11 protein-coding genes are annotated in these 12,699 nt (G+C 65.2%); 6 read left to right on the top strand and 5 right to left on the bottom strand.

Annotated features, from left to right (window positions below):
* Nucleotides 1-344: 344 nt before the first annotated feature.
* Nucleotides 345-1,808, bottom strand: a complete 1,464-nt coding sequence (locus GH681_RS10795) for a hypothetical protein (RefSeq protein WP_153161485.1) — start codon at nt 1,806-1,808, stop codon at nt 345-347.
* Between the two features lie 179 nt (nt 1,809-1,987).
* On the opposite strand from GH681_RS10795, the gene GH681_RS10790 reads away from it, so the two are divergent.
* On the top strand, nt 1,988-2,782 hold the full coding sequence (locus GH681_RS10790) for a thymidylate synthase (protein ID WP_153161484.1): 795 nt from the start codon (nt 1,988-1,990) through the stop codon (nt 2,780-2,782).
* Between the two features lie 80 nt (nt 2,783-2,862).
* Nucleotides 2,863-3,360 carry a dihydrofolate reductase gene (locus GH681_RS10785; RefSeq protein WP_228111870.1) on the top strand — a complete coding sequence of 166 codons (498 nt, stop codon included), beginning with the start codon at nt 2,863-2,865 and terminating at the stop codon, nt 3,358-3,360.
* 74 nt (nt 3,361-3,434) lie between these two features.
* On the opposite strand, the gene GH681_RS10780 is transcribed toward GH681_RS10785, so the two are convergent.
* The 4 genes from GH681_RS10780 to apbC all read right to left on the bottom strand — a co-directional run bounded on the left by GH681_RS10780 (nt 3,435) and on the right by apbC (nt 7,767).
* On the bottom strand, nt 3,435-5,678 hold the full coding sequence (locus GH681_RS10780; RefSeq protein ID WP_153161482.1) for an arginine/lysine/ornithine decarboxylase: 2,244 nt from the start codon (nt 5,676-5,678) through the stop codon (nt 3,435-3,437).
* Nucleotides 5,679-5,791: 113 nt separating this feature from the next.
* Complete coding sequence (gene dcd / locus GH681_RS10775) at nt 5,792-6,361, bottom strand: dCTP deaminase (protein WP_153161481.1); 570 nt, start codon at nt 6,359-6,361, stop codon at nt 5,792-5,794.
* A 129-nt stretch (nt 6,362-6,490) separates the two neighbouring features.
* Nucleotides 6,491-6,679: a hypothetical protein gene (locus tag GH681_RS10770; RefSeq protein ID WP_153161480.1), complete on the bottom strand. Its 189-nt coding sequence runs from the start codon at nt 6,677-6,679 to the stop codon at nt 6,491-6,493.
* Nucleotides 6,676-7,767, bottom strand: coding sequence for an iron-sulfur cluster carrier protein ApbC (apbC, locus tag GH681_RS10765; protein WP_153161479.1), 1,092 nt, complete (start codon nt 7,765-7,767; stop codon nt 6,676-6,678). The genes GH681_RS10770 and apbC overlap by 4 nt, the downstream gene beginning before the upstream one ends.
* A gap of 234 nt (nt 7,768-8,001) precedes the next feature.
* Between apbC and metG the strand changes: the two genes are divergently transcribed.
* The 4 genes from metG (at nt 8,002) to GH681_RS10745 (ending at nt 12,659) form a co-directional block, all read left to right on the top strand.
* A complete protein-coding gene (metG, locus tag GH681_RS10760) occupies nt 8,002-10,164 on the top strand; it encodes a methionine--tRNA ligase (protein WP_153161478.1) in 2,163 nt (720 codons plus the stop codon).
* Nucleotides 10,165-10,214: 50 nt separating this feature from the next.
* The gene (locus tag GH681_RS10755; protein WP_153161477.1) at nt 10,215-10,496 is read left to right on the top strand and encodes a hypothetical protein; all 282 of its coding nucleotides are present in this window, start codon (nt 10,215-10,217) and stop codon (nt 10,494-10,496) included.
* Between the two features lie 200 nt (nt 10,497-10,696).
* Complete coding sequence (locus GH681_RS10750; RefSeq protein ID WP_153161476.1) at nt 10,697-12,382, top strand: SulP family inorganic anion transporter; 1,686 nt, start codon at nt 10,697-10,699, stop codon at nt 12,380-12,382.
* Nucleotides 12,366-12,659 (top strand): acylphosphatase, encoded by a 294-nt coding sequence (locus GH681_RS10745; RefSeq protein WP_153161475.1) that lies wholly within the window; start codon nt 12,366-12,368, stop codon nt 12,657-12,659. Before GH681_RS10750 ends, GH681_RS10745 begins: the two co-directional genes overlap by 17 nt.
* Nucleotides 12,660-12,699 lie beyond the last annotated feature (40 nt).

The raw sequence follows: 12,699 nt of genomic DNA, 5'->3' as shown, positions 1-12,699 counted from the left end.
CGGATGCGGGCATGGGGCTGCCAGACTGCCGCGGGCTCGTGGCCTGGCAACCGGGGCGCAGTCGTAGGGACAGCAGGGACAGATCGAGGGTGGACATGGTGAAACTCCGTTCAAAACGCGTGCGAAGACGCAATTCGCCTGTTAAAGGGCGACGGGGTACGACAACAGGAAGGGGGAGAAAAGATGTGCCCGTTAGGGCAGCAGCAGACCCAGCCCGGAGAGGGCCAGTAGGGAGAAGAGATTGGTCTGTTGCGCGGAGGTCATGGACGATAACTTAACAGCCGCGCCGGCGGCCGTCAAACATCCTGATCCAATTCATTCGATAGCCTGTTGCTATGTCGACGTCAGGCAACATTGCAGCTGACGATCTGGTAGCCCGGACCGCTGACCAGCACCGTGCCCGGCTGCAGCTTGACCGTACGCCCCGCCACCTTGGCGAACACCGGCCGCGGCGAGCGCATGGCGCCAGGCTCGCAGACGATGCGCACCGCACGGCCGCGCACCACCGGATCGCACAGGATACCGCTCCAGCTTCGGGCCCCGTCATCGAGCAGCGCCGGATAAGGCTCGCTGGAGATGGTCTGCAGCCCAACCGCCGCGCCGCCTTCGATGTCGGATCGGACACGGCGCACCAGCGCCAGCACCCAGCGCCCTGTTTCGCCCACATGGGCGCCCACCAGCGCGCCCACCCGGCACACGTCGGGGTCGAAGGCCCCGGAGATCACCCCGAAACCATTGCGGCTGGCGTCCCGCAGCGCCCAGGCTGCCGCCGGCCGCATCTGGGCTTCGCCGGAGATCTGCGAGCGGATGAAACCCAGCCCGGTGGCCAGCGCCAGCGCACCGCGCACCGGGTGGCGGCGATACTGGCGCATGGGCGGCACCGGCCCCCACTGACGCGAAAGATGGCGGATCGCCCCGCTCACCGACGGCACACCGATGCCCGCAAAAAGCGGCCCGAGCCCCCCGTCGGCGACCGTCTGGCGTAGCTCGCCGAGCATCACCACCGCGTCGGCGGGGCGGAAATAGCGGATCGTGGAAGGCACGTCCTCGGGCACCGCGAGGCAGCGCTGGGGGGCCGAGAGACTTTCCAGATCGAGGAAGAACTGGCCGCCGCCGCGCGGCTCGCTGGTCAGCGCCAGGGAATGCTGGAGATAACGCACCAGCTTGTCGGTCGCCTCGATGCGGTCGGGCGAGAGCTGGTCGAGGCTGGCGCACTGCATCGCCACCAGCCGGATGAATTCGCGGCTCACCGTCGAGCGCGTCTCGCGCCCTTCGCGGACGTTGATCGGCGTGTTGAGCGCACCGTACTGGCCGGCCGCGCGGTAGGCGACGATGGCCCGCTGCCAGACTTCCGGGGCGAGTTCCTGGTAATCGAAGGCGACCCACTTCATCTCGCCGGCGGCAGCGCGCACCGCCCGCAGCAACACCTCGACCCGCATCGGATCGGCGTCGTCGATGGTGAAATCGGTGGCGAGGCCGTTCAGGACGAGATCGTAGGCGCGCCCAAGGCTGGCGTAGAAATCCCGCCCCAACGCCTTGTAGCGCACGCTGCGCGAGCCGAACACATTGGAAAGGTACAGCCCGGAGGCCTGGCGCAGCTGGGGCTGGGCGGCCTCGTCGAGAATGGCGACAAGGCGCGCAAGCTGGTTGAGGGGGACTTCACCCTCGAAATGGAAGGAATCCAGCCAGCGGATCAGCTCGACAATGGCCGTGGGCGCGGCACTGGTGGCAACGTCGTTCAGAATCCGGCTCAGCGTGTCCTGCTGCATGAGCGGATGGGAGTGTTGAACCGCTGAACCGATTGCCATGTGGGTGTCTCTGCGCCTCTTCGGACCAATGATCCGAAACGTTTTTTCACGATCAACCATGTTAGCACAAAGGTGTTTTTCGTCACGCTTGCCGACGAAACCCCGGCGGGCAAGTACGGATACGCGGGCACGCCCTAAACCGGTAAAATCGCGTCCTCTCGATTCAGCCTCCAGCCTTCATGCGCCAGTACCTCGAACTCATGCGCCACGTGGCGGAACGCGGCCACCGCAAGGACGACCGCACCGGCACCGGCACCCTTTCGGTCTTCGGCTGGCAGATGCGTTTCGATCTCGCCGAAGGCTTTCCGCTGCTCACCACCAAGAAGCTCCACACCCGTTCGATCATCCACGAGCTGCTGTGGTTCCTGCGCGGCGACACCAACATCCAGTACCTGAAGGACAACAAGGTCTCGATCTGGGACGAGTGGGCCGACGAGAACGGCGAGCTCGGCCCGGTGTACGGCAAGCAGTGGCGCCGTTGGGAAACCGCGGACGGGCGCAGCATCGACCAGATCGCCCAGCTCATCGAGGCCCTCAAGAAGAACCCGGACTCACGCCGCCACATCGTGTCGGCCTGGAACCCGGGCGAAATCGAGGGCATGGCCCTGCCGCCCTGCCACGCGCTGTTCCAGTTCTACGTGGCCGGCGGCAAGCTGAGCTGCCAGCTCTACCAGCGCAGCGCCGACATCTTCCTGGGCGTGCCCTTCAACATCGCCAGCTATGCGCTGCTCACGATGATGGTGGCGCAGGTGTGCGGCTACGAGCTGGGCGATTTCGTATGGACCGGCGGTGACTGCCATCTCTACGTGAATCACCTGGAGCAGACCCAACTCCAGCTCTCCCGCGAGCCCCGCGCCCTGCCAACAATGCGCATCAACCCGGACGTGAAGGACATCTTCGCCTTCACGATCGACGACTTTGTCCTCGAAGGCTACGACCCGCACCCCCACATTTCCGCACCGGTGGCCGTATGAGCACTTCCGCCCGGCCGCCCGAAGGAAGTGCTCACTCCTCCCCTGGGGAGGATGCCGCGCAGCGGCAGGAAGGTCGTCCAGTGAGCAAACCCGTTCTCGCCCTGATCGCCGCCCACGCCCGTGACCGCGTGATCGGCATCGACAACCGCATGCCCTGGCACCTGCCGGAAGACATGAAGTTCTTCCGCGAGACCACCCGCGGCAAGCCGGTCATCATGGGCCGCAAGACCTGGGAATCCCTGCCCGACGCCTTCCGCCCCCTGCCCGGGCGGGTGAACATCGTGGTGAGCCGCAACGCGGCCTACCCGGCCGATGGCGCCACCGTGGTGGGCAGCCTGCCCGACGCGCTCACAGCCGCCGGAGACACCGACATCGTCTTCGTGATGGGCGGCGCCGAGCTCTACCGCCAGGCCTTGCCCATCGCCGACCGGCTCTACCTCACCGAGATCGATGCGGATTTTGCCGGCGATGCGTTTTTTCCGGAATTGGCCACGGACGACTGGCGCGAAGCTCAGCGCAACCCGCAGGTCGCCGCGTCGGGCCTCAAGTTTGCGTTTGTGACCTACGAACGCAGATAGATCCTGCGTGGCCCGGGGTTCAACAAAAAACGCCGCGAAATCCGCGGCGTTTTTTGTTTTGACGGCGAGGATGCTCAGTCCCGCACGCAATCCACGTAGTAGTAGATGCGCCCATCCTTCACTTCCTTCACGAGGCCGTGCACGTCGGTCTCGAAGCCCGGGAAGCGTTCGTTGAACTCGCGGGCGAACTGCAGGTAGCGCACCACCGTCTTGTTGAAGCGCTCGCCCGGGATCAGCAGGGGGATGCCCGGCGGATAGGGCGTGAGCAGCACGCTGGTGACACGACCCTCGAGCTCGTCGATGGCGACGCGCTCGATGTTGCGGTGGGCCATCTTGGCGAAGGCGTCCGCCGGCTTCATGGCCGGGATCATGTCCGACAGGTACATCTCGGTGGTCAGGCGGGCGACGTCGTTGGCGCGATACACCGCGTGAATGTCGCGGCACAGGTCGCGCAGGCCGACGCGCTCGTAGCGTGGGTTCTTCTGGACGAACTCGGGCAGCACCTTCCAGAGGGGCTGGTTCTTGTCGTAGTCGTCCTTGAACTGCTGCAGCTCGGTCACCATGCTGTTCCAGCGGCCCTTGGTGATGCCGATGGTGAACATGATGAAGAAGGAGTACAGGCCGCACTTCTCGACGATCACGCCGTGCTCGGCCAGATACTTGGTGACGATGGCCGCCGGGATGCCGCGCTCGGCGAACTCGCCGTCCACGTCGAGGCCCGGGGTGATGATCGTAGCCTTGATCGGGTCGAGCATGTTGAAGCCTTCGGCGAGGTTGCCGAAGCCGTGCCAGCGGTCGCCCGGGTTGAGCATCCAGGCTTCGCGCTCTTCGATGCCTTCTTCCGACAGGTCGTCCGGGCCCCACACCTTGAACCACCAGTCGGCGCCCCATTCTTCATCCACCTTGCGCATGGCGCGGCGGAAGTCGAGGGCTTCGGCGATCGACTCCTCGACCAGCGCGGTGCCGCCGGGCTCTTCCATCATCGCCGCAGCCACGTCGCAGGACGCGATGATCGCGTACTGGGGGCTGGTGGAGGTGTGCATGAGGTAAGCCTCGTTGAACACATCCCGGTCGAGGTGGCTGTTCTCGGCGTCCTGCACGAGGATCTGCGACGCCTGCGACAGGCCTGCCAGCAGCTTGTGGGTCGACTGGGTCGAGAAGATCATCGACTCCTTGCAGCGCGGGCGATCGGCGCCGATGGCGTGGTAGTCGCCGTAGAAGTCGTGAAAAGCCGCGTGGGGCAGCCAGGCTTCGTCGAAGTGCAGGGTGTCGATCTTGCCGTCCAGCTCGTCCTTGATGGCCTCGACGTTGTAGAGCACGCCGTCGTAGGTGGACTGGGTGATGGTGAGCACCCGCGGCTTGGCGGTCTTGTCGGCAATGAAGGGGTTGGCGTCGATCTTCTTCTGGATGCTTTCCCAGTTGAACTCGGAGCGCGGGATCGGGCCGATGATGCCGAAGTTGTTGCGGGTCGGCATCAGGAAGACCGGGATCGCGCCGGTCATCATGATCGCGTGGAGCACCGACTTGTGGCAGTTGCGGTCCACCACCACGATGTCACCCGGCGCCACGGTGGAGTGCCAGACGATCTTGTTGGACGTGGACGTGCCGTTGGTGACGAAGTACAGGTGATCGCAGTTGAAGATGCGCGCGGCGTTGCGCTCGGAAGCCGCCACCGGGCCGGTGTGGTCGAGCAGCTGGCCGAGTTCTTCCACCGCGTTGCACACGTCGGCGCGCAGCATGTTCTCGCCGAAGAACTGGTGGAACATCTGGCCGACGGGCGACTTGAGGAAGGCCACACCGCCGGAGTGACCCGGGCAGTGCCACGAGTACGAGCCATCCGACGCGTAGTGGGTGAGCGCGCGGAAGAATGGCGGCGGCAGGGATTCGAGGTAGGCCTTGGCTTCGCGCACCACGTTGCGGGCGATGAACTCCGGCGTGTCCTCGTACATGTGGATGAAGCCGTGGAGCTCGCGCAGCACGTCGTTGGGGATGTGGCGCGAGGTGCGGGTCTCGCCGTGCAGGAAGATCGGGATGTCGGCGTTGCGCATCCGGATCTCGCTCACGAAGGCGCGCAGATCGGCGATGGCCTTTTCGGCCGCCTCGGGCGAGGAAAACTCTTCGTCGTCGATCGACAGGATGAAGGCCGAGCCGCGGCTCTGCTGCTGGGCGAAGGACGACATGTCGCCGTAGCTGGTGACGCCCAGCACCTGCAGGCCTTCCTTCTCGATGGCTTCCGCCAGGGCGCGGATGCCCAGCCCGGACGTGTTTTCCGAACGGAAGTCCTCGTCGATGACGATGACCGGAAAATTGAAGCGCATGCTCGACTCCTCGGTGCCCGGTTTGAGCCCGGGCAGATCAACAAAAAGTTTTGGGCGGACCCGCGTGCCTGCGCATGGTCCGCCCGATGTTCAAAGTGTAGCTGACAAGTATTTCAGATTTTCGGCAGGGTGACGCCAGTCTGACCCAGATATTTACCGCCGCGATCCTTGTAGGAGGTGGCGCAGGTTTCGTCAGACTCGAAGAACAGCATCTGGGCCACGCCTTCGTTGGCGTAAATCTTGGCCGGCAGCGGCGTGGTGTTGGAGAACTCCAGCGTCACGTGGCCTTCCCACTCGGGCTCGAGGGGCGTCACATTGACGATGATCCCGCAGCGCGCGTAGGTGGATTTGCCCAGGCACACAGTGAGCACGCTGCGCGGGATGCGGAAGTATTCAACCGTGCGGGCCAGCGCGAAGGAGTTCGGCGGGATGATGCACACGTCACCGGTGAAATCCACGAAGTTGCGCTCGTCGAAGTTTTTCGGATCGACGATCGTGGAGTTGATGTTGGTGAAGATCTTGAATTCGTTGGCCACGCGAACATCGTAGCCGTAGCTCGAGGTGCCGTAGGAGACGATCTTGCCACCTTCGTTCTGGCGCACCAGCTCGGGGGCAAAGGGTTCGATCATCTTCGCATCGCCTTCCGCCATGCGGCGAATCCACTTGTCCGACTTGATGCTCACGCTGGCTGTCCCTGCACAAAAATGCGCATTCTACATCCACGCGCACGAAATTTCGGCCAAATGCGTGACGGCGGCCATCAGACCGCCGTCACCCCGAAAGCCCCCGGAAGAAGCGCCCGCTCAGTTGGGCTACTTGTCCTTCGGCTCGTCGTCCTTCACGACGTCGTAGATGCCCTTGCCGACCTTGAAGGGCACCTTCACGACTTCGACGCCCACATCCACGGCGGTGCCGACCACGGTACCCACCACACAGCCGGACAGGCTGGTGGCAAGCGCGGCCACCAGGGCTGCGCGCATCACGACATTGAATTTGTTCACGTATTCTGCACCACGATGTTCGGGAACTTGTGGCTCATGTCCTTCGCCCGTTCGGCGATGGTGATGGCCACCTTGCGGGCGATGCCCTTGTAGATTTCGGCCACCCGGCCATTCGGGTCGGCCACCACGGTCGGCACGCCGCTATCCACTTCCTGACGGATCTGGATGTCCAGCGGCAGCGCGCCCAAGAAAGGCACGCCGTAGTCCTTGCACATGGTTTCGCCACCACCGGTGCCGAAGATGTGCTCTTCGTGACCGCACTTCGAACAGATGTGGATGCTCATGTTTTCCACGATGCCGATGATGGGCACGCCGACCTTCTCGAACATCTTGAGGCCCTTGCGGGCGTCGAGCAAGGCAATATCCTGGGGCGTCGTGACGATTACCGCACCGGTCACCGGCACGGTCTGCGAGAGCGTCAGCTGGATGTCGCCGGTGCCCGGCGGCATGTCGATCACGAGGTAATCCAGATCACGCCAGTTGGTTTCCTTGAGGAGCTGGTTGAGGGCCTGGGTGGCCATCGGGCCACGCCACACCATCGGGGTCTCCACATCCACCAGGAAGCCGATCGACATCACCTGCAGGCCGTGGGCCTCGAGGGGCTCCATGGTCTTGCCGTCGTGGGATTCGGGGCGCTCGCCACCGATGCCCAGCATCTGGGGCTGCGACGGGCCGTAGATGTCGGCATCCAGCATGCCCACCTTGGCACCCTCGGCCACCAGCGCCAGGGCCAGGTTGACCGCCGTGGTGCTCTTGCCCACGCCGCCCTTGCCGGACGCCACCGCGATGATGTTCTTCACGCCCGGCAGCAGCTTCACGCCCTGCTGCACCGCGTGGGCCACGATCCGGCTGAACACGTTGGCGCTCACGTTGCCCACGCCCGGCACCGATTTCACCTGGGCGATCACCGCCTGGCGGATGGTGTCGATCTGGGTCTGGGCCGGGTAGCCCAGTTCGATGTCGAAGGACACGTCGGCACCGCTGACGCGCAGGTTCTTCACGGCACGGCTCGAAACGTAATCCTTGCCGGTATTGGGGTCGGCATACTGCCGGAGGCTGTCGAGGACGCTTTGATCGGTGAGGCTCATGGTGTCAGGGGCCGGCGAACGGCGAAAAAAGGAGAACATGGTGCAATGAAAGCAGGAAAGACGCCAGACGGCGCATTCAAACCCGAGTAATTTACTCCAGTAATTGAGTTTACTTGAAACGCCGCTCTACGGTAAGGGCGCGGGCCTGCCGTGCCGCAGGCGCCGGAGCCGGCCGTGGGGCCTCCGCCTTTGCTAAAATGCGGGGTTCACAACAATTATGTTCCAGGCCCACCCATGAGCTCCCCGCGCAAGATCCTCGTCACCAACGCCCTGCCCTACGCCAACGGCGACATCCACCTCGGCCATCTGGTGGGCTACATCCAGGCCGACATCTGGGTGCGCTACCAGCGCATGCGTGGCAACACGGTGCATTACGTCTGCGCGGACGACACCCACGGCACGCCGGTCATGCTGCGCGCCGAAAAGGAAGGCCTGACGCCCGAGCAGCTCATCAACCGCGTGCATGGCGAGCATAGCCGGGATTTCCGCGATTTCGGCGTGGCCTTCGACAACTACCACTCCACCCACAGCGACGAAAACCGCTGGTACGCGGAAGACATCTACACCCGCCTGCGCGACGGCGCCAAGCTCATCGACACCCGCGCCATCGAGCAGTTCTACGATCCGGTGAAGGAAATGTTCCTGCCGGACCGCTTCATCAAGGGCGAGTGCCCCAAGTGCGGCGCGGCCGATCAGTACGGCGACAACTGTGAGGCCTGCGGCGCCGCCTACGCGCCCACCGAGCTCAAGAACCCCTACTCCGCCGTCTCCGGCGCCAAGCCGGTGCTGAAGACCTCCGAGCACTACTTCTTCCGTCTCTCCGACCCGAAGGCCGTCGAGTTCCTGCGTGACTGGACCCAGGGCACCACGCCCGACGGCGCCCGCCGCCTGCAGTCCGAGGCTGCCAACAAGATGAAGGAATGGCTCGGCGAAGCCGGCGAGAACAAGCTCTCCGACTGGGACATCTCCCGCGACGCGCCCTACTTCGGCTTCGAGATCCCCGGCGCGCCGGGCAAGTACTTCTACGTCTGGCTGGACGCGCCGATCGGCTACTTCGCCAGCTTCAGGAACCTCGCCGCCCGCAACGCCGACATCGACGTGGCCGCCTTCACCGAAGCCGGCCCGGCTGCCGCCACCGGCACCGAGATGATCCACTTCATCGGCAAGGACATCCTGTACTTCCACGCGCTCTTCTGGCCCGCGATGCTGCACTTCGCCGGCTACCGCACGCCCACCCAGCTGTGCGTCAACGGCTTCCTCACCGTCGACGGCGCCAAGATGAGCAAGAGCCGCGGCACCTTCATCACCGCCCGCAGCTACACCGAACAGAAGCTCAACCCCGAGTGGCTGCGCTACTACTTCGCCGGCAAGTCCAACGGCACGATGGAAGACGTGGATCTCAACCTCGACGACATGATCGCCAAGGTCAATTCCGATCTGGTCGGCAAGTTCGTCAACATCGCCAGCCGCTGCGCCGGCTTCATCGCCAAGCGCTTCGACGGCAAGCTCGCCGCCCACGACGAGGCCCTCGCCCTCGACTGGAACATCGACGAAGTCACCGCCGCGTTCGAAACCCGCGACTACAGCCGCGCCCTGCGCAAGATCATGGAGTTCGCCGATCTCGCCAACGGCTACGTCAACGACAACAAACCGTGGGAGCTCGCCAAGCAGGAAGGCCAGGACGCCCGCCTGCACGTGGTGTGCACCACCGCCATCAACATCTTCAAGGCCCTCACCGGCCTGCTCAAGCCCGTGCTGCCGACCCTCGCCGGCCAGGTCGAGACCTTCCTCAACATCGAAGCGCTCACCTGGAACAACCTGCTCGCCCCGCTGCCTGCCGGCCACACCATCAACGCCTACAGCCACCTCATGACCCGCATCGAGCGCAAGCAGGTGGACGCCCTGCTCGAAGCCAACCGCGAATCCCTCGCCCCCGCCGCCGACACCAAGCCGGCCGCCGAAGCCAAGGACGCCAAGGCCAAACACTCCGAGCAGCGCCACGCCCAGCACCAGGCCCACACCGCCGCCACCGAAGCCGCCAGCGCCGACGCGTTCGAGCCCTTCATCTCCATCGACGACTTCGGCAAGGTCGACCTGCGCATCGCCAAGATCGTCTCCGCCGAGCACGTCGAAGGCGCCGCCAAGCTGCTGCGCCTGCAGCTGGACATCGGCGAGGAGAAACCCCGTCAGGTGTTTGCCGGCATCAAGAGCGCCTACGACCCGGCCACCCTGGTCGGCCGCCTCACGGTGATGGTCGCCAACCTCGCGCCGCGCAAGATGAAGTTCGGCATGTCCGAAGGCATGGTGCTGGCCGCCTCCGACACCACCGGCGACGCCCCGGGCCTGTTCATCCTGTCCCCCGACGCCGGCGCCCAGCCCGGCATGCGGGTCAAGTGACAGCCCGACGTAAGCCGCCTGTCAGCCAGCACTTCTAAATTTTTGTATCCATGCAAGCCAACCGTTCTCCGCTTCCGCGCCTTACCCTCGCCTTCTGGGGCTGGGCGCTGCTCGACCTCATCGGCGTGCTGATCCTCGCCATCGGCGCCGCCTGGCTGATGGAAGGGCGCGCCACGATCCTGCCGGGCTTTCCCGCCAGCGCGATGCACGCCTGGGCGTGCGTCCTGATCGGTGGCGCGCTGCTGTTCGTCGCGGCGGTCAAGATGCTGGTGGAGGTCATGCACGCGACCTCCCGCCAGAACCAGGCCGCCAACGACGCCAAGTACTCCTGACCCCATGCCCGCCAGGACAACCACGGATCCTTCCAACGTTCTCCTGGCGGCCGCCCACGGCCAGTCCGCCAGCCGTCCCGACGGCACCCTGAGCGCCCGCAAGCGCTGGATCATCCAGCACCGTACCGGCCCGGGCTCACCGCCTCCGCAAACTGCGTGCACCAACGCATCCCGTCTCACCCCTCAATTGCGGAGGCCCCATGAAGATTTCCTTCCACCCCAAGCTCCTCGACACCCTGCCGGGCTACGACAAGGCCCAGTTCGGCCGTGACGTCTCCGCCGGCCTGACCGTCGGCGTCCTCGCCCTGCCCCTGGCCATGGCCTTCGCCATCGCCTCCGGCATGACCCCCACCGCCGGCATCTGGACGGCCATCGTCGCCGGCTTCCTCATCTCCGCCCTGGGCGGCTCCCGGGTGCAGATCGGCGGCCCCACCGGCGCCTTCATCCCGATCATCTACGGCATCGTCGTCGAATACGGGGTGCAGAACCTCCTCGTCGCCACCATGCTGGCCGGCGCCATGCTGGTGGCGATGGGCGCCTTCCGTCTGGGCAGCCTGATCCGCTTCATCCCCAAAACCGTGGTGGTCGGCTTCACCAACGGCATCGCGGTGGTGATCTTCCTCGCCCAGATCAAGGATTTCCTGGGCCTCAAGATCGACCATCTGCCCGGCGAATTCTTCGGCAAGATGAAGGCGCTCATCACCCACCTGGACACCGTCGACATCCCCACCGTCTCCCTGTCGGTCGCCTCGATCATCGTACTGCTGTCGTGGAACGGCCTCGCCCGGCGCTTCAAGCCCCTGGCCCGGCTGCCGGGGCCGCTGGGCGTCCTGGTGCTTGCCACCGTCGCCAACGCCCTGTTCCAGTTTCCGGTCGAGACCATCGGCAGCCGCTTCAACGGGATTCCCCAGCAACTGCCCGGCTTTGCGCTACCGGCGCTGTCCCTCGAAACCCTCGGCAAGCTGATCTCCCCGGCGCTCACCATCGCGCTCCTTGGCGCCATCGAATCCCTGCTGTCGGCCCGGGTGGCCGACGCCACCATCGAGGATCGCCACGACCCCAACCAGGAACTCATCGCCCAGGGCATCGCCAACCTGGCCGCGCCGCTGTTCGGCGGATTTGCCGCCACCGGCGCCATCGCCCGCACCGCCACCAACGTGCGCACCGGCGGACGCAGCCCTATCGCCGGGATGGTCCACGCCCTGGTGCTGCTGGCGGTGGTGCTGGTGCTCGCGCCCTTCGCCACCGACATTCCGCTGGCCACCCTCTCGGCCATCGTCGTGGTGGTCGCCGTCAACATGGGCGAATGGCACGAGTTCCGCGGCCTGCGCCGTTTCTCGCTCACCTACCGCACCACGCTGCTCACCACCTTCTTCACCACGGTGCTGTTCGATCTCACCCTGGCGGTCGAGCTGGGCATGGTGCTGGCCGCCCTGTTCTTCATCTACCGGATGTCCAACCTCACCCGCATCGAGCGCCTGCCGCTGGCCGAGCTGTCGATGCTGCCGGGCTTCCTGTACCCGGACGGCTCGCCCCGGGTCGTGGCCTACTCGATCTACGGCACGCTGTTCTTCGGCGCCATCAACAAGCTCGAAACCCTGCTCGACCCCAAACAGCGCCATCCGGAGGTGGTGATCCTCGAACTCAACCACCTGGTCAGCCTCGACACCACCGGCCTGGAGGGGCTCGAGAGCCTCAGCAAGAACCTCCACAAGCGCGGTTGCGCGCTGCTCCTGTGCAACCTCAACCCCCAGCCGGAATCCCTCATCACCCGTTCGGGCTTTGTGGACGAGATCGGCCCCAACAACATCTGCGGCGACATCTACAGCGCCCTTGCCCGCTCGCGCGACCTGCTGCCGCGGTTCATCGATGAAGACAACCTCTGAGCCCACCGCCCTCCTCCTGCGCATCCACGGCGTGGTGCAGGGCGTGGGCTACCGCAATGCCCTGCAGGCGCAGGCCACCCGGCTGGGGCTCACCGGCTGGGTGCGCAACCGCAGCGATGGCACCGTCGAGGCCCTCGTCGCCGGTCCGGCCGACGCAGTCGAGGCGCTCATCGAATGGTCGCGCCGGGGCCCGCCGGCGGCGCGGGTCAGCCACGTGGACGACACGCCAGCCGCCCCACCGACCCACACCACTTTCATACGGGAAACAACGTACTAAAGCCTGGCCGTCTCGTGCCGAAATGGTTCTAGAATGCAGA

The organism is Zoogloea sp. 1C4, from assembly GCF_009469605.1.
GTDB lineage: Bacteria > Pseudomonadota > Gammaproteobacteria > Burkholderiales > Rhodocyclaceae > Zoogloea > Zoogloea oryzae.
The sequence above is the reverse complement of the archived record's forward strand: the minus strand, read 5'-3'. Positions and strand labels throughout refer to the sequence as shown.

Excerpts from the sequence above, each read along its gene's own strand:
- apbC (WP_153161479.1), bottom strand. The coding sequence starts at position 7,767 with ATGAGCCTCACCGATCAAAGCGTCCTCGACAGCCTCCGGCAGTATGCC.
- GH681_RS10795 (WP_153161485.1), bottom strand. The coding sequence starts at position 1,808 with ATGGCAATCGGTTCAGCGGTTCAACACTCCCATCCGCTCATGCAGCAG.
- GH681_RS10790 (WP_153161484.1), top strand. The coding sequence starts at position 1,988 with ATGCGCCAGTACCTCGAACTCATGCGCCACGTGGCGGAACGCGGCCAC.
- GH681_RS10750 (WP_153161476.1), top strand. The coding sequence starts at position 10,697 with ATGAAGATTTCCTTCCACCCCAAGCTCCTCGACACCCTGCCGGGCTAC.
- GH681_RS10745 (WP_153161475.1), top strand. The coding sequence starts at position 12,366 with ATGAAGACAACCTCTGAGCCCACCGCCCTCCTCCTGCGCATCCACGGC.
- GH681_RS10780 (WP_153161482.1), bottom strand. The coding sequence starts at position 5,678 with ATGCGCTTCAATTTTCCGGTCATCGTCATCGACGAGGACTTCCGTTCG.
- metG (WP_153161478.1), top strand. The coding sequence starts at position 8,002 with ATGAGCTCCCCGCGCAAGATCCTCGTCACCAACGCCCTGCCCTACGCC.
- GH681_RS10755 (WP_153161477.1), top strand. The coding sequence starts at position 10,215 with ATGCAAGCCAACCGTTCTCCGCTTCCGCGCCTTACCCTCGCCTTCTGG.